We start from the raw sequence: 22,760 nt of genomic DNA on the forward strand, positions 1-22,760 counted from the left end.
CCTGGCCACACCCCTCGAGCGTAGTACTTCCGATGAAAGCACTCTTTCCCCGGGCGCTGCTGCTGGCAGCGTTCACGCTGCCCCTCTGCCAGAACGCACTGGCCGGCGTGGTGGTCAATGGCACGCGGGTGATCTACCCGGCACAGGCGCGCGAAGTCACCGTGCAGGTCGACAACGTGGGCGACTCGCCCGCACTGGTCCAGGCCTGGATCGACAGTGGCGACGCCAACCAGACCGCCGATACCAGTGATGCTCCGTTCGTGCTGACGCCGCCGATCGCGCGCGTCGAGCCGGGCCGCAGCCAGGCGCTGCGCCTGATCTTCTCCGGCGCACAGCTGCCGACCGATCGCGAGACGGTGTTCTGGCTCAATGTGCTGGACGTACCGCCGTCGCCGGACAACGCCGACAGTGGTGACCAGAATTACCTGCAGGTCGCGTTCCGTTCGCGCCTGAAGCTTTTCTACCGGCCGCAGGGCCTGAAGGGCGTCGCCAACGACGCACCGGCAGCGCTGCGCTGGACCCGCAATGGCGACCGCCTGCGGGTGGAAAACCCGAGCCCCTTCCACGTCACTCTGGCCGAAGTGCATGCCGTGACCGGCAGCAGCGAAAAGGCCGTCGAGGACAAGGGCGCGATGGTCGCGCCGAAGCAGAACCTGGAGTTCGCCGCACCGGCGGGCACGCAGCAGGTGCGCTTCATCACCATCAATGATTACGGCGGCCGGGTCGAGCACACCGTCCGCCTCGACAGCACCGGGGGCTGAACGCGCCGCGCCGGCCATGGGCCTGCGCATCCCGCCACCGCCGCCGTGCGGCGAATTGAAGGAATGTCAGTGTGATCGGAAACAGATTGACATTGTCGATCCATCAGGCGCTTTGCCTGCTGGTTGTTGGCGCGGCCTGCTCAGGATGGGCGCTGGCTGCGCCGGCCAATCTCGGCGAACAGGCGCTGATGGCGCAGAGTGGTGCGGCCAATGCGCGTGCACCGGAATCGGCCCAGTTCAATTCCAGCTTCCTGTCCGGCCAGGCCAAGCAGGTCGACCTGGCGGCCTTCAGCAATGGCAACCCGATGGTTGCCGGCAGTTACCGTGTCGATGTCTACGTCAACGGTGCCTGGCAGGGCCGTCGTGACCTGCAGTTCAAGGCCGATGCACAGGGCCGTGTCGACGCCTGCCTGCCGCTGCCGATGCTGGAGGAAATGGGCGTGGACAGCGAGGCCGTGCTGCTGCAGCAGGACCCGACGCTGCCGACCGACACGACCAGCTGCGTGCCGGTGCAGCAGCGCATGGCCAATGCCTATGGTGTCTACGACAGCGGCAACCTGCGCTACGACCTCAGCATCCCGCAGGTGTTCCTGCGCCGCGAGGCGCGCGGCTACGTCAACCCGGCGCTGTGGGACCGCGGCATCAATGCCGGTTTCGTCGGCTACAGCTTCAATGCCATCGACAGCAACAGCCGTGTCGAAGGTGGCCAGCGCAACCGCAGTGCCTATCTCGGCCTCAATGCCGGCCTGAACCTGGGCGGCTGGCAGTTCCGCCACGATTCCAACCTGACCTGGTCCGAGGGTGACGGCCGCCATTGGCAGAGCATCGCCACCTACGCACAGCGCGGCATCCCGCAGGTGCGCGGCATGCTCACCATCGGTGAGGCCTACACCACGGGCGAGCTGTTCGACTCGATCGGCTACCGCGGTGCCAGCCTGGCCAGCGACGACCGCATGCTGCCCGATTCGCTGCGCGGCTACGCGCCGGTGGTGCGCGGCATCGCCGAGACCAATGCGCGCATCGAAGTGCGCCAGAACCAGCAGCTGATCTACTCCTCCACCGTTTCGCCGGGCAACTTCGTCATCGATGACCTGTACCCGACCGGCTACGGCGGCGACCTGGAAGTGAGCGTGATCGAGGCCGATGGCCGCCGCCGCGAATTCAAGGTGCCGTTCGGCTCGGTGCCGCAGATGCTGCGCGAAGGCGTGTCGCGTTACTCGCTGACCGCCGGCCAGGTGCGCAACAAGCTGCTGGCCGACGAACCCTGGCTGGTGCAGGGCACCTACCAGCGCGGCATCGGCAACCAGCTGACCCTGTACGGCGGCAGCGCGCTGAGCGATGGCTACCTGTCGCTGCTGTACGGTGTCGGCCTGTCCACGCGGGTCGGTGCCTTCGCGGCAGACGTCACCCATGCACGCACCTCGTTCGACCACTACGGCAGCCACACTGGCGCCAGCGTGCGCTTGAGCTACAGCAACATGATCGGCGAGACCGGCACCAACCTGACCCTGGCCGCCTACCGCTACTCGACCGAAGGCTTCTACAGCCTGCAGGACGCGCTGTATGGCCGTGACTCGGACGCGCGCGGTATCGATCCGACCACCCGTGGTCGCCAGCGCAGCCAGTTCCAGGTGACCTTGAACCAGCCGCTGGGCCGGCGTGGCGGTGCGCTGTACGTGACCGGTTCGGTGCGTGACTTCTATGACCGCTCCGGCACCTCCAAGCAGTACCAGGTGGGCTACAACAACGCCTGGCGTTCGGTGAACTACGGCTTCTCGGCGCTGCGCACCGAAGAAGGCGTGCTCGGCCGTTCCGACACCCAGTACCTGCTGTCGATGAGCGTGCCGCTGGGCCGGGGTACCCACCCGGTGTCGTTCAGTGCCGATCTCGGCGTGCGCGACCGCGGTGGCTACGACAACAGCCGCGTCGGCATCACCGGTTCGGCCGGCGTCGACAACAACTTCAGCTACGGCGTGGCCCTGTCCGATTCCCGCGAGGGTGGCACCACGGCGGTCGGCAATGCCGAATATCGCAGCCGCTACTCCGCGTTGAATGCCACCTACAGCCACTCGCGTGATTTCCGCCAGGCCTCGGTCGGTGCCAACGGCAGCGTGGTGGTGCATCCGGGCGGCTTCACGTTCACCCCGCAGCGTGGCGACACCATGGTGCTGGTCGAGGCCCCGGGCGCGCGCGATGCGATCGTCAGCAACGCCCCGGGCCTGCGCGTCGATGGCCGCGGCTACGCCGTGGTGCCGTACGTGTCGCCGTACCGCCTCAACACCGTCACCCTCGATCCGCAGGGCATGGCCCACGACGTCGAGCTGGAAAGCACCAGCCAGTCGATCGCACCGTTCGCCGGTGCCATCAGCTACCTGCGCTTCGATACCCGCAAGGGCAACGCGTTGCTGATCCAGGTACGCAATCCGGATGGCCGCAGCATGCCGTTCGGCGCACAGGTCAAGGATGAGCAGGGCCAGCCGGTCGGCATGGTCAGCCAGGGCGGCCGCCTGTACGTGCGCAGTGAAAAGAACCAGGGTCGCCTGCTGGTGGAGTGGGGCGCCGGTGCCGACCAGCGCTGCACCATCGATTACCAGGTTCCGGCGGGCGCCGATGCGTCCAAGACCGGCTTCATCCCGCTGGAGGCAGCATGCCGATGATTTCTTCCCGTGGCCGCAAGGCGCTGACGGCCCTTGTACTGCTGGGTGGCGCACTGCTGGCACAGCAGGCCAGCGCGTCGTGCCGCATCCAGTCCAGCTGGTTCACCGCGCAGGACGTGACCATGGACATGGGCCAGATCGTGATCCTGCCCAGCACGCCGGTCGGTGGCGTGATCAAGGAGATCAGCGAGCCGATCAACCAGCAGAACAGCGTGGCACGTTGCGACTGGTCCGGTGGCCGTTCCATTGGCGAGTACGTCAACGCCGCGCAGAAGCGTCCGGTGGCCGGCTTCTCGAACGTCTATGAAACCGATGTGGCGGGCGTGGGTATCCGCCTGTACCGGGACTCCGGTGCGATCCAGACCTATTATCCGCACACCATCAATTTCGGCAGCAGCAGCACCATCTCGCTGGTGGGAGGCACCTTCCGCATCCAGCTGATCAAGACCGCTGCCCAGACCGGCTCGGGCGTGATCGCGCCGAACGGCCGCTTCACCACCTACTACTTCGACGGTGATGGCCCCGGTCGCCCGGTGCTGACCTCGACCTTCAAGGGCTCGGGCACCACCGTGGTCAGCCCGACCTGCGAAGTGCAGGCCGGCAGCCGCAACATCGCCGTCGACTTCGGCAGCGTGCCCAACACCACCTTCACCGGTGTCGGTTCGCGCGCGGTCGATCGTGATTTCGAGATCCGCCTGAACTGCCAGGGCAGCAATGTTGCCGCCTACCAGAGCAAGATCGGCATCCGTCTCGATGCCGACCAGGACAGCTCGAACATGCCGGGCGTGCTGAAGCTCAGCGCGGCCACCAACAGCGCCACCCGCATCGGCATCCAGATGGTCCAGCGCGTTGGCACCACCGAGCGCGAAGTGCGCTTCGGCCAGACCATCAACGTCGGCACCACCGCGCCGGGGACCAGCGTCATGGCGCTGCCGCTGCGCGCGCGCTATGTGCAGACCCAGGCTGGCACGGTGGGTGCGGGTGTCGCGAACGGCCAGGCCACGTTCACCATCCAGTACGAGTAAGGCCGCCCGGGCGGCTGCCCCTGCTGCGTTCCGCCGCAACGTCGCCCGTCCCACGGGCGGCGTTGACTGCGTCTTGATCTTCCAACGATGAAGATCACTGCCACGACGCACGTGCCATCAATCGATTGTGATGGACGTCGCGAATTTGGAGTTTCCTCATGAGGTGACCGTCTCCTGCCTGCGGGCATTGGACGGTAACGCCGAAAGGATCCAGACGTGGCTACAGCTCCTGGCATTGTCCAGCACCGGCCTTCCGGAGCACCCCGGTGAAGGTCCTGTCGGTGTTCGGCACCCGGCCGGAAGCGATCAAGATGGGGCCGCTGGTGCGCGCCCTGGCCCAGGCTGCGGATGTCGAATCGGTGGTCTGCATCACCGGCCAGCACCGGGCGATGCTCGACCAGGTGATGTCGCTGTTCGAGATCACCGCCGACCATGACCTGGATGTCATGGTGCCCAACCAGACCCTCAATGGCCTGTGTTCCAGGCTGTTCGAGCGGCTTGACGCGCTCTACACGCAGGTCCGCCCGGATCGCGTGCTGGTGCACGGCGATACCACCACGGCGATGACCGCCGCCCTGGCCGCGTTCCACCACCGCATTCCGATCGGCCATGTCGAGGCCGGCCTGCGCACCGGCGACATCAACCAGCCATGGCCGGAGGAGATGAACCGGCGGGTGATCGACGTGGTCGGTCATCAGCTGTATGCACCTACTCCCGGCTCGCGCGCCAATCTGGCCCGTGAGCATCTGGGCGGGCAGATCCTGGTCACCGGCAACACCGTCATCGATGCCCTGCAGCAGACCGTGCAGCGCCTGGATGCCGATCCGGCACTGCGTGCCCAGGCCGACGAACCCTTCCACATGCTCGACCCCGGGCGCCGCCTGCTGCTGGTCACCGGCCATCGCCGCGAGAGCTTCGGCCAGGGCTTCGAGGACATCTGCCGTGCGCTGGCCGAACTGGCCCAGCGGCCGGACCTGCAGGTGCTGTACCCGGTGCACCTCAATCCGAACGTCCAGGCACCGGTCAACGCACACCTGGGCAACCTCGACAACGTGCACCTGGTGCCGCCGCAGGACTACCTGCGCTTCGTGCGCCTGATGCAGCGCGCCGACGTCATCCTCACCGACTCCGGTGGCGTGCAGGAAGAAGCGCCGGCATTGGCCAAGCCGGTGCTGGTGATGCGCGACGTCACCGAGCGCCCGGAGGCGGTCGAGGCCGGTGTGGTGACGCTGGTCGGGACCACGCCCTCGCGCATCGTCGAGGGGGTCAATGCGGCCTTGGCACAGCCACCGCAGCCGACCCGTTTCGACCCCGATGGCAGTCCCTATGGCGACGGCCGCGCCAGCGCCCGCATCGTCGCCGCCCTGCGTGGCGCCCCCCTTCCCGAATTCTCGCCCGGCCTCCGCAGCGGCGGTGCCGCCCACTCCCATCCACGCGAAGTGACGCCATGACCCAGACCGGCCGCTGTCCCCTGTTTGTTTCCGCCGCCGCGTTCGTCCTGTCGTGCGCGGTTGGCAGTGCCCACGCCGCCGACAGCGTCGCCGGCCAGTTCGCCGAATGGAGCGGTGACAGCACGGTGAGCCGGCAGATGACCCTGCGCGAACTCGGTTTCCGCCAACCGTTGGTGCTCAGCGGGCAGGAGAGCCAGCGCGAGGTCTACCTGCCGGTGCCGGCGGGTGTTGCCACCCGCGATGCGCAGCTGCAGCTCGATGGCCGCTATGTGCGTGGCCACGCCGGGCGAACTTCAGGCCTGTGGTCGGTGGATGGCGATCCGATCGCCGCGCGCTCGATCACCGATGCCCAGGGCGATGCCAGCCAGCTGCTGGCCATCGATGGCGAACCCCGCCAGAACGGCTTCGTGCGGGTCGGTGTCGGCTGGTGGTCGATCGTGTCCGACTATCAATGTGCCGACCAGAGCGCGCCGGCCAATGTGCTGCGGTTGTCGCCGGATTCGCGCTTCAGCTACCGCTTCGATGGGCGTGCCGTGGATACCGTGGCCAAGGCCTGGGGCGCGCTGCCACCGCGGGTGCGCCTGCTGGTGGAGGGCAAGGCGCTGCAGGCGCCCACCTATGATGCCGCCTGGCGCATTGGTACCGCGTTGCAGGCCGGAGGCAAGCAGGTGCAGGTGGTGGCGCTGCCCAAGGTCGGCGACAGCGTCGACCTGGCCGGCATCAGCATCCCGGCCAGCCTGCAGGGCGTGCCGGCGTACGCCGCGCTGGCCGCGGGCGAGCGCGTGCACGCGATCAAGGACCTGGCCGAAGTGGGAGCGCTGCTGTCGTTGCGTGACAGCGGGCCGTTGGCCGCCGATGTGATGATCGGCAGCGATGCATTGCGCGTCGGCGTACGCGCGGCGCTGGATGCGCTGGCCGCACAGGTCGGCGCGGCGGGCACCGATGCGGGCGCAGCGTTTGCCACGTGGCGCGGTACTGACATGGGCGGCCTGGAGAAGCCCGCCGCCAACGCGTCGGTCAGCGTGGTGGCCGTTGCAGGCCGTCCGACGCTGGTGGTCGACCCGGCGGCAGCGGGCAAGGTTGCCGGACTGTTCGCCGAACAGTGGCGCAGCTATGCGCTGGGCCGCAGCCTGCAGGTCAGCGCAGCAGGAACGCCCAAACTGGACGGTGACCAGGTACTGCTGAGCCGGCTCGGAAACATCGCCGGAACCATGGATGTGGTGACCCGCGCCGACCGCAGCGCCAGCTTCGATCTGGGCACGCTGTCGGCCGATGGCCGCCTGCCCGGGCAAGTGGTGATCGATGTCTCGGCGACCCCCAATGCGGCGGGTCAGGGCGCGGTGGCCACGATCTACCTCAACGACTACCTGCTGGGCGGCAAGGTGCTGTCGGCCAACGGCCAACCGCAACGGCTGGTGGCCAAGGTACCGGCCTACGCGCTGTCGGCCCGCAACGAGATCCGTGTCAGCTTCCTGCGCCAACCGGCACGCCCCTACTGCCACGATCCGGCGACCGGCTATCCAGTCTCGATCCTGCCCAGCAGCCACCTGACCCTGGCCAGGCGCTCGCTGGGCAGTGATTTCGTCGGTGCCAGCAGCCAGCTGTCACGCGGCAACCAGGTGTTCGTGCCCGGCGCCTGGCTGCAGGATGCACCGGCCTCGCTGGGCAAGGTCATCGCGGTGGCCAGTGCAGTGGGCGCTTCGCCGGAGGCGTCGGAACTGAAGGTGGTCGACGCCGGTGCCGCGGTCAGCCCGGGCGCGCCATGGCTGGCCTTCGGCGTTGCACCGGCCGGTGTCGATGTGGCCGGCCTGAAGGATGGCCACCTGCGCGTCGGTGGCACGTCGCAACCGCTGCTGGATGTCAGCGGCCTGGATCGCGCCGCGGTGGTGCAGGTGGGGTCGTCCGGCGGCCAGCTGGGCGTTCTTTACAGCGACCTCGGCGCACAGGCACCGTCGTTCAGCGCACCGTTCCGGTTGCTGCGCGGCGATCTGGCCGTGCTTGACGGCACTGATGTCGTGCGCGAATTCGACCGCCAGGATCCCTATGGCACGCGCCTCGCGCACGACGGCAATCCGCAATCGAAGTGGGAACGGCACATGGTCTGGTTGCTGCTGCTGGTGGGCGTGATCGTATTCGCGCTGCTGGCCGCCCGCGTCACCCAGGTGCGCCGCCGCAAGTCCGCCAACGCAGGACATTGATCCACCGTGGACGGTCTGTTCTGGAACATCCAGCTGGCCAACTACTACGCCGCCCTGGAAACCACGGCGGCGGCGGTGGCCGTGCTGATCCTGATCTCCAGCCTCGATGACCTGTTCATCGATGTCTGGTACTGGGTGCGCGAGAGCTGGCGCGCGCTGACCGTCAAGCGCCGCGACGCGTACCGGCCGCTGACCCAGGAAGACCTGCTGCAGCGGCCGGAACAGCCGCTGGCGGTCATGGTGCCGGCGTGGATGGAGTACGACGTCATCGCGCAGATGGTCGAGAACATGATCAACGTGCTCGACTACCGCGAGTACGTCGTGTTCGTCGGCACCTATCCCAACGACCAGCAGACCATCGACGAAGTCGAGCGCATGCGCCGTCGCTACAAGCGCCTGCGCCGCGTGGAGGTGCCGCATGACGGACCGACCAGCAAGGCCGACTGCCTGAACTGGCTGATCCTGGCGATCTTCGACTACGAGAAGCGCCACGACATCGAGTTCGCCGGGGTGATCCTGCACGACAGCGAAGACGTGCTGCACCCGATGGAACTGCGCTTCTACAACTACCTGCTGCCGCGCAAGGACATGATCCAGCTGCCGGTCACCTCGCTGGACCGCGAATGGTACGAACTGGTGGCCGGTGTCTACATGGACGAGTTCGCCGAATGGCACGCCAAGGACCTGGTGGTGCGCGAGAGCGTGTCCGGCATGGTGCCGTCGGCCGGCGTCGGCACCTGCTTTTCGCGGCGTGCGCTGCTGGCGCTGAGCGCGCAGACCGACAACCAGCCCTTCAACACCGACAGCCTCACCGAAGATTACGACGTCGGTGCGCGGCTGGCAGCCATGGGCATGCAGTCGATCTTCGCCCGCTTCCCGGTGCAGTTCCGCGTGCGTCGGCCGTCATGGTTCGGCTGGGGGCCGGTGCGCGAGCGCACCCAGCAGATGGCGCTGTGCGTGCGTGAGTACTTCCCCGACAACTTCCGCGCCTCGTACCGGCAGAAGGCGCGCTGGGTGCTGGGCATCGGCCTGCAGAGCTGGGAGTCGCTGGGCTGGCGCGGTTCGCTGGCTACCAAGTACCTGTTGGCGCGCGATCGCAAGGGCATCATCACCTCGTTCGTCAGCATCATCGCCTACCTCATCTTCCTGCAGTTGCTGTTGTTCTGGCTGTTGAAGGCGACCGGGGTGTGGACGACGCAGTTCCCCAGCGTGTTCCAGGCCGGTACCTGGCAGATGAATGTCGCGCTGCTGACCACGGCGGCACTGGCGACCCGCGTCGTGCAGCGCTTCTACTTCGTCAACCGCCTGTACGGCTGGGAGCATGCGCTGATGTCGATCCCGCGCATGGTGGTCGGCAACATGATCAACTTCATGGCCACCGCCCGCGCATGGAAGGTGTTCCTGGCCTACCTGCTGTTCGGCAAGCGCATGGTCTGGGACAAGACCATGCACGACTTTCCCGATGCGGCACAGCTGGTGCAGACCCGCAAGCAACTCGGTGAGCTGTTGACCACTTGGCAGGCGGTGGAACCGGAGCGGCTGCAGCAGGCGCTGGCGCAGCAGCATGCCGGCCGGCGGCAGCCGCTGGGCCGCATCCTGCTCACCCAGGGCTGGCTGGATGATGAAACCCTGGCCGAAGCCATCGCCTTCCAGGGCGACCTGCCGCGTGCGGTCATCGACATCGATTACCTGCGCGCGGGCTCATTCCCGGTCAGCGCCGATGCCTGCGTGCAGTGGCGCATGCTGCCGCTACCGCCGCGGCAGCAGGAGACACTGCGGCTGGCCGTGGCCAGCCCATTGCCCGAAGACGCGCTGGCGTTGCTGAAGCAGGAAACCCGCAGCGCGCACATCGAACAGAGCATCGCCCGCGAAAGCGAAATCAACGCAGGCCTGCGCCTGATCGGCGGCGACCAGCACTGGCAGCTGGACGACGTGCCCTTGCTGGGCGACCTGCTGGTGGAGATGCGCCTGATCGACCACGCGCGCTTCGAGATTGCACTGGATGCGTACAAGCCGCAGCGCGATGGCCGCATTGGCGATTACCTGGTCAAGCAGGGCATCACCACCGAGGAGGCCGTGGCCCAGGCCATGCAGGAGCAGCGCCGGCGTGCGGCCGCGCTGCAGTCGCCGCCTCCCGGAGCCTTGCCGGCATGAAGACCACGCTGCTGTCCACCGTCATTGCCGTGGCACTGGCCACGGCCGCCGCGCCGGTACTGGCGCAGGCCGATGCGCCGCTGCCGTTGTCCGGTGCGGCCTACCGCGTCGCCGAGCAGGCCTTCGCCGCCTACGAGCGCGGTGATTACGCTGCGGCCTACCAGCAGTCCAGCGAAGCGATCCGGTTGCGCCCGGACGTGGTGCGGCTGCGCCTGCTGCAGATCTACGCACTGCAGAAACTGGGCCGGCCGGCGGAGGCGCAGCAGCAGGCGCGCCGTGCACTGGATGCCGGGTTGAAGGATCCGGCCTTGCCGGCCTTGGCCGCTGCCACCGCTGCGCGCAGCACGCCCCCGGATGCCCGGGGCGGGCGCGCACCCTCCCCACCGCGCGCGGCCGGCAGCGGCGCAGACCGCGCCAGGCAGCAGGCCTACACGCTGGCCACCGAGGCCTATGCTGCCTATGACGCCGGGCGCATGCGGGAAGCGGCCAGCAAGGCCGAGCAGGCCTTCCGCCAGCAGCCGAAGCAGGGTGCCTGGGCGATGCTGTGGGTGGCGGCGCTGGAAGCACAGCAACAGGCCGAACTGGCCGACGCGGCCATCGGCACGGCGCTGCAGCTGGGCGCACCGAACGTCGAGGAACTACACGCGCGGCGCGTGGCGCTGGCCCGCCAGCGCGCGCTGCTGCAGGCCCAGCAGGCCTATCAGTCGCTGTCCACGCAGAACGATGCGGCGGCCGTCGCGCAGGCGCGGGCCGCCGTCGAGCTTGCGCCGGATGTTGCTTCGTACCGGTTGCTGTTGATCACCGCGCAGCTGCAGCAGGGGCGGCTGGCCGACGCCGAGCGCAGCGCCGACCAGGCACTGCAGGCCGACGGCGGGGATCTCAATGCCCGGGTGATGCGCGGCTATCTGCGCCAGCGCCAGGGCAAGACCGTGCTTGCCAATGAGGACTTCGACACCGCGCTCGCCATGCCGGGGTCCACAACGCAGCAGCGCAACGTGCGCCTGCTGGCCGTGGATGCGGCCCTGGCCGCTGGGGATCGCGCACGTGCGGCTGCACTGCTGGCGCCGTTGCGGCCGGTATTGCCAGCCGATGCAGGCGATGCACGCGCGCAGCAGTTGCTGCGGCAGGGCATCGAGCAGCGCGCCAGCGCGACCGAATCCAGTCGCGAGCTTCCGCGCATGAGTGCGCAGGCCTATCCAGCGCCGTTCCAGCATTGCCAATCGGATGACACCGCCAATATCTGCGAGCTGATGCCGGCTGACCTGCAGGGCGACGGTGGCGCTGCACAGCGCGCATATGCAGCCTACGCGCGGCAGCACTTTGCCGAGGCCATCGGTGAAGCACGGCAGGCCGTGCAGCTCGCACCGGACGATGCAGACCTGCAAGGCCTGCTGACCACCACGCTGGCGGCAGGCAACCGCAGCCAGCAGGACGAAGCACGGCTGCGCCTGGACGCGGCACTGGCGCAACGCCCTGATGACGCCGGGCTGCTGATGCAGCGCGGCTATCTCAACCAGAAGGCCCACGAACCGGCGCGCGCACTGGCCGACTTCCGTGCCGCCGAGGCCACCGGCAAGGCACCCAAAAGCGTGGTAATCGACCAGGCGTATGCGAGTGCGGCCAACGGCGATCATCCTCAGGCGGTGTCGCTGCTGCGTAGCGCCATTGATCGCGCCGACGCCGGTGAGCTGCCTCTGGATGCGCATCAGCGCTACAACGTGCGCAATGCCATCGCCAACTATTCGCGCGAGTGGGGCGTGATCGCCTCGGCCGGCTTCCGCGGCGCGCGCCAGGCCGCGACCAATGTCGGCGGCGCGGCGATCAGTACGCCGGGCGATTCGGTGTTCAGCACGCTGGAAGCGTTCTGGCGGCCCCCGGCGTTCAACGACCAGCATGGCACGCTGGAGCTCTACACGCGGCTGCTCAACACGCTGTACGACGAGGGCGGCACCTACGAATCGATCCGCGCAGTGGACCCGTGCACCGGCGAATCGACACCCGACGCACGTGCACGCGCCGACCGTCTCAGCCGTTCGCGTTCCACCACCGGCTGGCCGTCCACCATCGCCTCGTTCGGCATGCGCTACGCCTTCGGCCAGACCGGCCTGAGTGCCGGCATCGAGCGCCGCCAGTTCCTCGGTAGCGCCACGCGCACGGGCGATGTCTATCCCGCCTCCGCGGCCGTCCAGTGCCGCCTGCAGCTGGCCCTGAACCCGCCACTGGAATCCAGCACCCTGGCCCGCTACCGCCTGGCCAGCGGTTCCGGTGGCTGGATGTCCTACCTGACCTACGGCTATTACCACGGTACCGACCTGCGCACCGACGTGAACCAGTGGTGGATGGTCAGCGGCTACGCGCAGGGCGGTTACACATGGGATGACAACAGCGCGCATTTCACCCTGGATGCACTCGATGCCAACGGCATACCGGTGCGGCGGATCGGTGATGCCAATGGGCGCCTGCATCGCGAACAGTGGTTCGCTGCCGGTGAACTGCGCGCCGGACGCAGTTTCCGTTTCGGTGACGGGCAGACCCATTGGGTGGTCACGCCGTATGCGGTGGTGGGGGCGGACTGGCTGGACCAGCGCTCGCGCGTGCGCGACATCCGCTACCCGCTGTTTCCGGGACAGTCGTTCGCGCTCAACGATACGCAGCGCAGCTGGTCACTGGGCGCGGGGCCGGGCCTGGGCGTGCGCTACTGGTTCCGCGAGGACCGCTACAACACGCCGCGTTCCTACCTCGACCTGACCGTGCAGTACCGCTTTGCGATCGGTGGCGGTGATACGCAGCGCGCCAAGGGCCTGTTCGCCACCGCCATCCTCTATTACTGAGGCAGCCCCCACCGCCGCCGCAGCGCCGCCGCCTGCGGCGTGTCCTGGGTCAGCCACGGCTCCAGCGCATAGACCAGCACGTGCTGTGCGCCGCTGTCGCGTGCCCACGCCAGCTGCCGTTGGATCCGTGCGGCATCGGCAGTCTCGCCCTTGAACCCGCTGCCATCAGCGGCGCTGCCGGGCAGTTCGCGGAACAGCTCGACGATCACGTCGAAGCCGATGTCGTGCACGTGGAAATGATCGAGCAACGGCTGAAGCTGCTGGACGTTGCCGGCGCCGGCAACGCCCACGCCGTCCTGCACCATCGGTCGCAGCGTGGCGTGGGCCAATATCGCCTGCCATAGCGTGACCAGGTCGCCATCGGACTGCAGGCGGCTGAAGTAACAGGAGATCGCGCAGTCACCGCCGCGCGCGCTGGCGGCCTGCACCAGCCCGTGCAGCCACTGCGCCAGCCATTGCTGGCGAGCCGGATCGGCCCAGTGGTACTGCTCCAGTTCGTAGGGTAGGTACCAGCCCCCGAAGGCCGGCTGCTCGGACCACGGCGCCTGTGCCAACCAGCTGCGCGCGTGCGCCAGGCTGTCGGCCAGAAACGCCTGCAGCGCGGCGTCGCCGGCGCCAATCGCCTGCCACCAGCGCTGCTGGAAGGGTAGGCCGACGCGGATGCGCAGGTTGTTCTGGCTGGCGGCAGTGAACAGCTGCTGCAGGCTGCCGTCGGGCAGTGACCAGTCGCCGTCACTGCCGCCGACGATGCCGGTCCATTGCAGCACCAGCTGGCGGCAGCCCAGCGTGTGTGCAAGCTTCAACGAGCGCTGCCAGTCGGCCAGTCCCCACTGCAGGTGGCTGCGCCAGGGCTGCAGGAAGGTGCCGTCGACCTGCACCGGCAGCGAGCAGCCGGGCAGGGTAGCGAGCGTACCGGCCAACGGCGCCAGCACGGCCGCGCGCAGCAGGCGGCGGCGCAATGGCGAAGACGGATCTGCGGGAAGGACGGGCGCAACCATGCCCGCATCATCCCAGAGCACCGTGCGCAGCAGGTGAACCCAGCAACGGGTAGTGCCGGCCGCTGGCCGGCACCACCGCGTGCTTACTCCAACGCGTAGCGCAGGGTGAACAGCACCGCCACCAGCCATACCGCCGGATGCACTTCGCGCCAGCGGCCGGTGCCGGCCTTCAGCGCCGCATACGCGATGAAGCCAAACGCCAGGCCATTCGCGATGGAGTAGGTGAACGGCATCGCCAGCGCACACAGTGCGGCCGGCACCGATTCAGTCAGGTCGCTCCAGTCCACTTCCACCAGTTCGCGCAGCATCAGGCCGGCCACGAACAGCAGCGCCGGTGCGGTGGCATAGCTGGGCACCATCGCCGCCAGCGGCGAGAACAGCAGCGCGGCCAGGAACAGCGCCGACACGACCAGCGCGGTCAGGCCGGTGCGCCCGCCCACCTGCACGCCCGAAGCACTTTCAGCGAAAGCGGTGGTGCTGCTGGTGCCGAGCACCGAACCGGCCACGATGGCAGTGCTGTCGGCCAGCAACGCGCGGCCGAAGCGCTTCTGCGCGCCCGGCAGCTTCAGCAGGCCGGCGCGGCCGACCACGCCGTACAGGGTGCCGGTGGCATCGAACACTTCCACCAGCACGAACACCAGCACCACCTGCAGCAGCACCGCGATCGGTGCGCCGCCGTCATGGTGCAGCAGGCCCGGCAGGTCCAGCTGCAGGAAGGTGGGCGCCAGGCTCGGCGGCAGCGAAACCAGGCCCTGGTACTGCACGTCGCCCAATGCCCAGCCCGCACCGGTCACCGCCAGGATGCCGAACAGGATCGCACCGCGGATGCGGCGCGCTTCCAGCACCGCGATCAGCAGGAAGCCGGCCAGTGCCAGCAGCGGCGGCGCCGTGTTCAACGGGCCCAGCGCCACCAGTGTGTCTTCATTGCCGACGATCACGCCGGACTTCTGCAGCGCGATGATCGCCAGGAACAGGCCGATGCCGGCCACGATCGCCGAGCGCAGCGACGAAGGGATGCCCGACACCAGCCATGCCCGCACACCGGTCAGCGACAACACCAGGAACACCAGGCCGGAGATGAACACCGCCCCTAGCGCCTGCTGCCACGGCAGGCCGGCAGCGCCGACCACGGTGAATGCGAAGAACGCGTTCAGGCCCATGCCCGGTGCCATGCCGACCGGGAAGTTGGCCGCCAGCGCCATTACCGCCGAACCCAGCGCGGCGGCCAGGCAGGTGGCCACGAACACCGCACCCGCATCCATGCCGGTGGTGCCGAGGATCTCCGGGTTGACGAAGACGATGTAGGACATCGTCAGGAAGGTGGTGATGCCGGCCAGCAGCTCGGTACGCACGGTGGTGCCGTGCTGCTGCAGCTGGAACATGCGCTCGAACAGGGACATGGAGATTCTCGCGACGATAAGGTGTCACGACCAACGGCCGTGACCTACCCGAATGCAGAACGTGGGTACCGACCGTTGGTGGTGGATACCGACCGTTGGTCGGTACGCTTCAAAGCGTCACCACCAACGTGGTGACCTACCGAAAGGAGAAAGGCCGCGCGAGCGCGGCCTTTCCGGTTGCCTTACTTCAGCGCCTTGAAGCGTAGGCGCTTGGGCGCAGCGTCATCGCCCATCCGGCGCTTCTTGTCTTCCTCGTACTCGCGGTAGTTGCCCTGGAAGAACTCCACGTGCGAGTCGCCTTCGAAAGCGATGATGTGCGTGGCGATGCGGTCCAGGAACCAGCGGTCGTGCGAGATCACGAAGGTGTTGCCCGGGAACTCCAGCAGCGCGTCTTCCAGTGCACGCAGGGTTTCGATGTCCAGGTCGTTGGACGGCTCGTCGAGCAGCAGCACGTTGCCACCCTGCAGCAGGGTCTTGGCCATGTGCAGGCGGCCACGCTCACCACCGGACAGCGAACCGACCATCTTCTGCTGGTCCTGGCCCTTGAAGTTGAAGCGGCCGATGTAGGCGCGCGACTGGATCTCGATGCCGTTGATGTTGAGGATGTCCAGGCCGCCGGCGATTTCCTGGAAGACGTTGTGGTTGCCTTCCAGCTTGTCGCGGCTCTGGTCCACGTAGGACAGCTGCACGGTCGGGCCGATCACGATCTCGCCCGAATCCGGCTTTTCCTGGCCGGTGATCATCTTGAACAGGGTCGACTTGCCGGCGCCGTTCGGGCCGATGATGCCGACGATCGCGCCCGGCGGAATCAGCATCGACAGGTTGTCGATCAGCAGGCGGTCGCCGAACTTCTTGGAGACGTTCTTGAACTCCATCACCATGTTGCCCAGGCGCTCGCCCGGCGGGATGAAGATTTCGTTGGTCTCGTTGCGCTTCTGGTAGTCCTGCGACTGCAGTTCTTCCAGGCGGGCCAGACGGGCCTTGCCCTTGGAACGGCCGCCCTTGGCGTTCTGGCGCGACCACTCCAGTTCCTTCTGGATCGCCTTCTGGCGGGCCTTTTCCTGGTTTTCTTCCTGCTTCAGGCGTTCATCCTTCTGCACCAGCCATTCGGTGTAGTTGCCCTTCCACGGAATGCCGCGGCCGCGGTCCAGTTCCAGGATCCACTCGGCGGCGTTGTCCAGGAAGTAGCGATCGTGGGTGACGGCCACCACGGTGCCGGTGTAGCGCGCCAGGAACTGCTCCAGCCATTCAACCGACTCAGCGTCGAGGTGGTTGGTCGGTTCGTCCAGCAGCAGCATGTCCGGCTTCTGCAGCAGCAGGCGGCACAGTGCCACGCGGCGCTTTTCACCACCGGACAGGTTGGCGATCTTGGCGTCCCACGGCGGCAGGCGCAGCGCATCGGCGGCCACGTCCAGCTGGTTTTCCAGGGTGTGGGCATCACCGGCGGCCAGGATCGCCTCCAGGCGCTCCTGCTCCTTGGCCAGCGCGTCGAAGTCGGCACCTTCTTCGGCGTAGGCGGCGTACACCGCTTCCAGCGCGGCCTGGGCCTGCAGCACTTCGCCCACGCCTTCCTCGACCGACTCGCGCACGGTCTTGTTCGGGTCCAGTTCCGGTTCCTGTGCCAGGTAGCCGACCTTGATGCCCGGCTGCGGGCGGGCCTCGCCCTCGAAATCGGTGTCCACGCCGGCCATGATCTTCAGCACGGTGGACTTGCCGGCGCCGTTCAGGCCCAGCAGGCCGATCTTCGCGCCCGGGAAGAAGGACAGCGAGATGTCCTTGATGATCTGCCGCTTGGGCGGGACCACCTTGGACACGCGGTTCATGGTGTAGATGTATTGCGAGGACATGAGGTCTCCGTAGGCGCGGCCCTGCGCCCGGCCCATCACGGGAACATCCCGTTGTGGCAGCGGGCACAGACTGGAAAGGAATACCGCCAATTATAGCCGGAACCGGTTCCGGGCCGCGCCCGTGGCAGGGGCGCTGGCTGGCCGTGGCCTGAATACTTCGTCACAGTCCTGCAGCGGGAAGCGTTTCCAGCCGGAAACGGTTCAGATCGGGTGCGCAATATGGGCTCACCACCACCCAAGCAGAGGTCTGACATGCGCATCAATCGAGTAATGGCCAGCGCCGTGGCCTCTGTGCTGGCGTTCGGCGCGGTGGCCCCGGCCTTTGCCGACAACGACCACCGTCGCGGCCATGACCGCCGCGAGTGGCGCGAGGACCGCCGCGAATGGCGACAGGACCGCCGTGACTGGGAACGCGACCGCCGCGAGGCACGCCGCGACTGGGAGCGCGACCGCCGCGACTGGCACCGCGACCACGACCGCTACTACCGCCCGGCCCTGCCGCCGCCGCGCGTGGTCTACCGCCCGGCCTACGGCCCGGGCTACGGCTGGAAGGTCGGCCACCGCTACCGCGATTACTACCGCGGCCCGATCTATGTGGTGAACGACTACCCGCGCTACCACCTGCGCCGCCCGCCGTATGGGCACCACTGGATCCGCGACGACCGCGGCAACATGCTGCTGGTGGCGGTGGCGACCGGCATCATCGCCGACTACATCATCAACAGTCGCTGAGGATCGCGGCCGGGGTCGGATCCCTTTCCAACGGAAAGGGCCCTGATCCCACAACATCCCTCGAAACCATACGGGGCCGGATTCCTTCGGGAGTGCCGGCCCCGGCCTTTTCGGCCCCGGCAGGCCGGTGCGGGGCTACAATCAGGGGCTGAGCCGTACCCCTTTCCCTGCCTGCTGGAGTACCCGATGTTCCCGCGTGACGTCCGCATCGAAACCTACGATCCCGAACTGGCCAAGGCCATCGCCGCTGAAACCCAGCGCCAGGAAGACCACGTCGAGCTGATCGCCAGCGAGAACTACACCAGCCCGGCGGTGATGGAAGCCCAGGGCAGCCAGCTGACCAACAAGTACGCCGAAGGCTATCCGGGCAAGCGCTACTACGGTGGCTGCGAATACGTGGACATCGCCGAGCAGCTGGCGATCGACCGCCTCAAGCAGCTGTTCGGCGCCGACTACGCCAACGTGCAGCCGCACAGCGGCTCGCAGGCCAACCAGGCCGTGTACTTCGCCCTGCTGCAGCCGGGTGACACCATCCTCGGCATGAGCCTGGCCCACGGCGGCCACCTCACCCACGGTGCCAAGGTCAATGCGTCGGGCAAGCTGTTCAACGCCGTGCAGTACGGCGTGAACGACCAGGGCCTGATCGACTACGACGAAGTCGAACGCCTGGCCCTGGAACACAAGCCGAAGATGGTCGTCGCCGGCTTCTCGGCGTACTCGCAGGTGATCGACTGGGCGCGCTTCCGCGCCATCGCCGACAAGGTCGGTGCCTACCTGTTCGTGGACATGGCCCATGTCGCCGGCCTGGTCGCCGCCGGCGTCTACCCGAGCCCGCTGGACCACGCCCACGTCGTCACCTCCACCACCCACAAGACCCTGCGCGGCCCGCGCGGCGGCATCATCATCGCCAAGGGTGCCGATGAGGACCTGGTCAAGAAGCTGCAGTCGATCGTGTTCCCGGGCATCCAGGGTGGTCCGCTGATGCACGTCATCGCCGGCAAGGCCGTCGCCTTCAAGGAAGCGCTGGAACCGGGCTTCAAGGCCTACCAGCAGCAGGTGGTGAAGAACGCCCAGGCGATGGCCAACACGCTGATCGCGCGCGGCTACAAGATCGTCTCCGGTGGCACCCAGAACCACCTGATGCTGGTCGACATGATCGGCAAGGACGTGTCCGGCAAGGACGCGGAAGCGGCGCTGGGCAAGGCGCACATCACCGTCAACAAGAACTCGGTGCCGAACGACCCGCGTTCGCCGTTCGTGACCTCGGGCCTGCGCCTGGGTACCCCGGCGGTGACCACCCGTGGTTACGTTGAACAGGACTGCGTGGACCTGGCCAACTGGATCGCCGACGTGCTCGACGCGCCGAACGATGACGCCGTGATCGCCCGCGTGCGCGACGCCGTCAGCGCGCAGTGCCGCAAGTACCCGGTCTACGGCTGATCGGGGAGTGGGGTCGGATCCCTTCCCGCAGGGAAGGGCTCTGACCCCAGCATTGGAGTAACCGCGCATGGATGAGCGCCACCTCAAGTATCTGTACACCGCCCTGGCGGTGCTGCTTGGCCTGCCCAGCCTGGTGATGGGCGGCGCGGCAGCGACCATGCTGCTGCTGATGGGGCTGGGCCAGTTCGGTCACGGCACGCTGGCCTCGGTGACGGTGATGCCGCTGTGGGGCCTGGCCGGCATTGCCGGCTGCCTGGCCTGGTTGTGGCTCAGTGCGGGTTTTCTGATGCAGGGGCGTGCCGGGCTGCACGTGCACCGTCTCTGGTGGTGGATGCTGCTGGCGGGCGGTCTCGCCGCCTTGCCCCCGCTGGGGCTGGCGCTGTGGTGGGGCGTCACCGTGCACGCCGAAGGCATCACCCTGTTGCTGCTGGGCCCGTCGATGCTGGTGCCGGCTGCGATGCTGGTGTGGATCAAACGCTGCGCATGACGTGGCCCATGGAAGGACATCGAACGCATGGATGATCGCCTGCACAAGCGCGGGATGGCCATTGCCGGCCTGCTGGTGGGCCTGCCCACCGTGGCAGCAGGCGGTACGGGTGCCGTGCTGGGGCTGATGGTCGTATGGGACGGCAAGTACCTGACGGGCGACGAGCACACGCTGTTGCTGCTGTGGTCGTCGGCGGGAATCATCGGCCTGCTGTCGTGGTTGTGGCTGAGCGGGCTGTTCTTGGGGCGTGGCCTTGTCGGCCTGCGCGATTCCCCGGTTGTCGCCTGGGTGGGGTTGGCGCTGGGGGGGGGCTGGCCGCATTGGCCGTGGTTGCCGCCACGCTGTACTTCACCTTCAAGCACGGGGAGATCTCGACATTGGCCTTCCTCGGCTTTGGCCCACCGTTGCTGGTGATGGCCGGGCACCTGGTGTGGCTGCGCTGGGCACGCGCAGCCTCGGTGCCGCCGACACCCGGTTGAGCGCACAGCGCTGACCGCGCTGGAGGCTCTGTTCGGCCGAAATGCAGGCACTTCCGCGCAGACAGCATTTGCTGCGGGGCCCTTTCTCAGGTACCTTTGCGACGCTGCCATGACCGTGGCAATAGGTACTTCCCTGAGCCAGGCGTTCCATGCATTGCCCCTTCTGCCAACATGCCGATACCCGGGTCATCGACTCGCGCGTCTCTGAAGACGGCGCGACGATTCGCCGTCGGCGGGAATGCGAAGCCTGCGGCGAGCGCTTCAGCACCCTGGAAACGGTCGAGCTGAAGCTGCCGGCCATCGTCAAGAGCGATGGCACCCGCGAGGCGTTCGACCAGCGCAAGGTCCGCGCGGGGTTCGATCGCGCGCTGCAGAAGCGCGCGGTGCCCGAAGAAAAGATCGAAGCAGCGGTACGTGCGGTGGTGCACCAGCTGCGTATCAGCGGCGAGCGCGAAGTGCCCTCGATCAAGGTTGGCGAGTTCGTCATGAACGAACTGCGCAAGCTCGACCACGTGGGCTACGTGCGCTTCGCTTCGGTCTACCGCAGCTTCGAGGACGTGGCCGATTTCCGCGAGGAGATCGAGAAGCTCGAGCGCGAGCTGCCGGCCAGTACCGAACAGCTGCAGCTGCTGGGCGATGTGATTGCCCTGACCAAGAAGAAGAAGGGCTGACCGCCTTTTCCCTGGTAGATGCCAACCTTGGTTGGCACCGATGGCCGCATTCACTGGTGGGTGCCAACCGTTGGTTGGCACTGACGGCATGGATCAACACCGGCGGCGTTACCATGGCCGCATGACCACTTCGTTCTCCGTCCTCGACCACCTGCACATGGCCAACGCACTGCGCCTGGCCGAGCGTGCCGCCTACACCACCCGCCCCAATCCGATGGTCGGCTGCGTCATCGCCCATGGCGAACGCGTGGTCGGGCAGGGCTGGCACCAGCGCGCCGGTGGCCCGCATGCTGAAGTGTTCGCGCTGCGCGAGGCCGGCAGCGAGGCCCGCGGTGCCACCGCCTACGTCACCCTGGAGCCCTGCGCCCACTACGGGCGCACGCCGCCGTGCGCACTGGCGCTGATTGAAGCGGGCGTGACGCGCGTGGTGGCGGCGATGCGCGATCCCTTCCCGAAGGTTGATGGCGGTGGCTTCGATCTGCTGCGCAATGCCGGCATCGAGGTTGCCGAAGGACTGATGGCGGCGCCGGCGCGCGAGCTCAACAAGGGCTTCCTGTCGCGCGTGGAGCGCAACCGCCCGTGGCTGCGGGTGAAGCTGGCCGCCAGCCTCGATGGCCGCACCGCGATGGCCGACGGCAGCTCCAAGTGGATCACCGGGCCGGCCGCGCGCGAGGACGTGCAGCACTGGCGCGCTCGCGCCGGTGCGATCCTGACTGGCGCCGATACCGTGCTGGCCGACGACCCGATGTTGACCGTGCGCCTGGCCGGTACCGAAGTGATGCCACCACTGCGCGTGGTGCTCGATTCGCGCCTGCGCTCGCTCGAATGCAGCCGTGTGCGCGAGGGCGGTGCGCCGACGCTGTACCTGCACGATGCGGCGGTGAGCGCACCGGATGCGGCCGACGCCGAATTTGCCAGCGTGCCCTGCGTTGAAGGGCGGCTGGACCTGGGCGCGGTGCTGGCGCTGCTGGCCGAGCGCGGCATCAACGAAGTGCATACCGAAGCCGGCGCGACGCTGGCCGGTGCGCTGCTGCGCGGCGGCTGGGTGGACGAACTGTTGCTCTACCAGGCCCCCACGTTGCTGGGCGACAACGGACGCCCGCTGCTGGCCGGCCTCGGCATCGATGCCATGGACCAGCAGCGCCGCCTGCACGTGGTTGACCAGCGCCAGGTCGGCGAGGACATCCGGCTGCTGTTGCGCCCGTGAGTCAATGGCGGGGCACTGGCCCCGCTCCGGCGCTGTCAGGTGCCCTCGTCCTCGTGGGCGGGGCACTGTTCTTTCCATTGCTGCTTCCACAGCACATGCAGGTCACGGCAGTAGGCACCGAGTGCTTCTCCCGTCAGTTGCGTTGACTTCCACCGCAGCCTGCGCCGGCTGATGCCCTGGTCGTACTCGTCCGGCAGTACCGACGGTGCGCACTGATCGTGGTACTGCAGGAACGCGCGGCAATCGTCGTTCTCGCTCAGTTGCGCGTCGATGTCGCGGTCGCGCAGCTGGGTCGACTCGAAGGCAACCGAAGGTTGCACGTAGAAGGTCCTGGGTTTGGACGCTTCGGCCTGCCAGCACACCATCAGCGCGACAAGAAGGGCCGTGGTCGAGGTTATGCGGTGCTTCATGCTGTTGCCCTC

At 67.7% G+C, this 22,760-nt stretch carries 16 protein-coding genes and 1 pseudogene; 13 read left to right on the forward strand and 4 right to left on the reverse strand.

Annotated elements, in window-relative coordinates; all coding sequences use genetic code 11:
* Nucleotides 1-32 precede the first annotated feature (32 nt).
* From ACZ75I_RS02930 to ACZ75I_RS02960, 7 genes are all read left to right on the forward strand, one after another.
* Nucleotides 33-761 (forward strand): fimbrial biogenesis chaperone, encoded by a 729-nt coding sequence (locus tag ACZ75I_RS02930; protein ID WP_472958680.1) that lies wholly within the window; start codon nt 33-35, stop codon nt 759-761.
* A 92-nt stretch (nt 762-853) separates the two neighbouring features.
* Nucleotides 854-3,418, forward strand: coding sequence for a fimbria/pilus outer membrane usher protein (locus ACZ75I_RS02935; protein WP_472958681.1), 2,565 nt, complete (start codon nt 854-856; stop codon nt 3,416-3,418).
* The gene (locus ACZ75I_RS02940; RefSeq protein WP_061478426.1) at nt 3,409-4,443 is read left to right on the forward strand and encodes a fimbrial protein; all 1,035 of its coding nucleotides are present in this window, start codon (nt 3,409-3,411) and stop codon (nt 4,441-4,443) included. Before ACZ75I_RS02935 ends, ACZ75I_RS02940 begins: the two co-directional genes overlap by 10 nt.
* Before the next feature lie 266 nt (nt 4,444-4,709).
* On the forward strand, nt 4,710-5,894 hold the full coding sequence (gene wecB, locus ACZ75I_RS02945; protein ID WP_472958682.1) for a non-hydrolyzing UDP-N-acetylglucosamine 2-epimerase: 1,185 nt from the start codon (nt 4,710-4,712) through the stop codon (nt 5,892-5,894).
* Nucleotides 5,891-8,092 carry a hypothetical protein gene (locus tag ACZ75I_RS02950; RefSeq protein WP_472958683.1) on the forward strand — a complete coding sequence of 734 codons (2,202 nt, stop codon included), beginning with the start codon at nt 5,891-5,893 and terminating at the stop codon, nt 8,090-8,092. Before wecB ends, ACZ75I_RS02950 begins: the two co-directional genes overlap by 4 nt.
* Nucleotides 8,093-8,098: 6 nt before the next feature.
* A complete protein-coding gene (locus ACZ75I_RS02955; RefSeq protein WP_472958684.1) occupies nt 8,099-10,246 on the forward strand; it encodes a glycosyl transferase family protein in 2,148 nt (715 codons plus the stop codon).
* The gene (locus ACZ75I_RS02960) at nt 10,243-13,077 is read left to right on the forward strand and encodes an NfrA family protein (protein ID WP_472958685.1); all 2,835 of its coding nucleotides are present in this window, start codon (nt 10,243-10,245) and stop codon (nt 13,075-13,077) included. The genes ACZ75I_RS02955 and ACZ75I_RS02960 overlap by 4 nt, the downstream gene beginning before the upstream one ends.
* Here ACZ75I_RS02960 and ACZ75I_RS02965 read toward each other — a convergent pair.
* From ACZ75I_RS02965 to ettA, 3 genes are all read right to left on the reverse strand, one after another.
* Nucleotides 13,071-14,075: a DUF4434 domain-containing protein gene (locus ACZ75I_RS02965; protein ID WP_472958686.1), complete on the reverse strand. Its 1,005-nt coding sequence runs from the start codon at nt 14,073-14,075 to the stop codon at nt 13,071-13,073. The two genes, ACZ75I_RS02960 and ACZ75I_RS02965, sit on opposite strands and share 7 nt — an antisense overlap.
* Nucleotides 14,076-14,158: 83 nt before the next feature.
* Nucleotides 14,159-15,475, reverse strand: coding sequence for an NCS2 family permease (locus tag ACZ75I_RS02970; protein WP_061478420.1), 1,317 nt, complete (start codon nt 15,473-15,475; stop codon nt 14,159-14,161).
* A gap of 182 nt (nt 15,476-15,657) precedes the next feature.
* On the reverse strand, nt 15,658-17,322 hold the full coding sequence (ettA, locus tag ACZ75I_RS02975; protein WP_005415249.1) for an energy-dependent translational throttle protein EttA: 1,665 nt from the start codon (nt 17,320-17,322) through the stop codon (nt 15,658-15,660).
* A 252-nt stretch (nt 17,323-17,574) separates the two neighbouring features.
* Between ettA and ACZ75I_RS02980 the strand changes: the two genes are divergently transcribed.
* From ACZ75I_RS02980 to ribD, 6 genes and pseudogenes are all read left to right on the forward strand, one after another.
* Nucleotides 17,575-18,054 carry an RcnB family protein gene (locus ACZ75I_RS02980; RefSeq protein WP_346476234.1) on the forward strand — a complete coding sequence of 160 codons (480 nt, stop codon included), beginning with the start codon at nt 17,575-17,577 and terminating at the stop codon, nt 18,052-18,054.
* Between the two features lie 186 nt (nt 18,055-18,240).
* The gene (gene glyA, locus ACZ75I_RS02985) at nt 18,241-19,494 is read left to right on the forward strand and encodes a serine hydroxymethyltransferase (RefSeq protein WP_057494411.1); all 1,254 of its coding nucleotides are present in this window, start codon (nt 18,241-18,243) and stop codon (nt 19,492-19,494) included.
* 67 nt (nt 19,495-19,561) lie between these two features.
* The gene (locus ACZ75I_RS02990; RefSeq protein WP_061478417.1) at nt 19,562-19,981 is read left to right on the forward strand and encodes a hypothetical protein; all 420 of its coding nucleotides are present in this window, start codon (nt 19,562-19,564) and stop codon (nt 19,979-19,981) included.
* A 27-nt stretch (nt 19,982-20,008) separates the two neighbouring features.
* Nucleotides 20,009-20,460, forward strand: a pseudogene (locus tag ACZ75I_RS02995) (hypothetical protein).
* 149 nt (nt 20,461-20,609) lie between these two features.
* Nucleotides 20,610-21,131 carry a transcriptional regulator NrdR gene (gene nrdR, locus ACZ75I_RS03000; protein ID WP_019661036.1) on the forward strand — a complete coding sequence of 174 codons (522 nt, stop codon included), beginning with the start codon at nt 20,610-20,612 and terminating at the stop codon, nt 21,129-21,131.
* A 121-nt stretch (nt 21,132-21,252) separates the two neighbouring features.
* Complete coding sequence (gene ribD, locus ACZ75I_RS03005) at nt 21,253-22,338, forward strand: bifunctional diaminohydroxyphosphoribosylaminopyrimidine deaminase/5-amino-6-(5-phosphoribosylamino)uracil reductase RibD (protein ID WP_180866633.1); 1,086 nt, start codon at nt 21,253-21,255, stop codon at nt 22,336-22,338.
* Nucleotides 22,339-22,373: 35 nt separating this feature from the next.
* Here the strand turns inward: ribD and ACZ75I_RS03010 are convergent, their stop codons facing one another.
* Nucleotides 22,374-22,748: a hypothetical protein gene (locus ACZ75I_RS03010; protein WP_180866631.1), complete on the reverse strand. Its 375-nt coding sequence runs from the start codon at nt 22,746-22,748 to the stop codon at nt 22,374-22,376.
* Between the last annotated feature and the right edge of the window lie 12 nt (nt 22,749-22,760).

The sequence above is a fragment of the Stenotrophomonas sp. X genome (assembly GCF_055721025.1).

Excerpts from the sequence above, each read along its gene's own strand:
- ACZ75I_RS02980 (WP_346476234.1), top strand. The coding sequence starts at position 17,575 with ATGCGCATCAATCGAGTAATGGCCAGCGCCGTGGCCTCTGTGCTGGCG.
- ACZ75I_RS02965 (WP_472958686.1), bottom strand. The coding sequence starts at position 14,075 with ATGGTTGCGCCCGTCCTTCCCGCAGATCCGTCTTCGCCATTGCGCCGC.
- ribD (WP_180866633.1), top strand. The coding sequence starts at position 21,253 with ATGACCACTTCGTTCTCCGTCCTCGACCACCTGCACATGGCCAACGCA.
- ACZ75I_RS02950 (WP_472958683.1), top strand. The coding sequence starts at position 5,891 with ATGACCCAGACCGGCCGCTGTCCCCTGTTTGTTTCCGCCGCCGCGTTC.
- ACZ75I_RS02930 (WP_472958680.1), top strand. The coding sequence starts at position 33 with ATGAAAGCACTCTTTCCCCGGGCGCTGCTGCTGGCAGCGTTCACGCTG.
- ACZ75I_RS02990 (WP_061478417.1), top strand. The coding sequence starts at position 19,562 with ATGGATGAGCGCCACCTCAAGTATCTGTACACCGCCCTGGCGGTGCTG.
- ACZ75I_RS02970 (WP_061478420.1), bottom strand. The coding sequence starts at position 15,475 with ATGTCCCTGTTCGAGCGCATGTTCCAGCTGCAGCAGCACGGCACCACC.
- glyA (WP_057494411.1), top strand. The coding sequence starts at position 18,241 with ATGTTCCCGCGTGACGTCCGCATCGAAACCTACGATCCCGAACTGGCC.
- nrdR (WP_019661036.1), top strand. The coding sequence starts at position 20,610 with ATGCATTGCCCCTTCTGCCAACATGCCGATACCCGGGTCATCGACTCG.
- ettA (WP_005415249.1), bottom strand. The coding sequence starts at position 17,322 with ATGTCCTCGCAATACATCTACACCATGAACCGCGTGTCCAAGGTGGTC.
- ACZ75I_RS02960 (WP_472958685.1), top strand. The coding sequence starts at position 10,243 with ATGAAGACCACGCTGCTGTCCACCGTCATTGCCGTGGCACTGGCCACG.
- ACZ75I_RS02940 (WP_061478426.1), top strand. The coding sequence starts at position 3,409 with ATGCCGATGATTTCTTCCCGTGGCCGCAAGGCGCTGACGGCCCTTGTA.
- ACZ75I_RS03010 (WP_180866631.1), bottom strand. The coding sequence starts at position 22,748 with ATGAAGCACCGCATAACCTCGACCACGGCCCTTCTTGTCGCGCTGATG.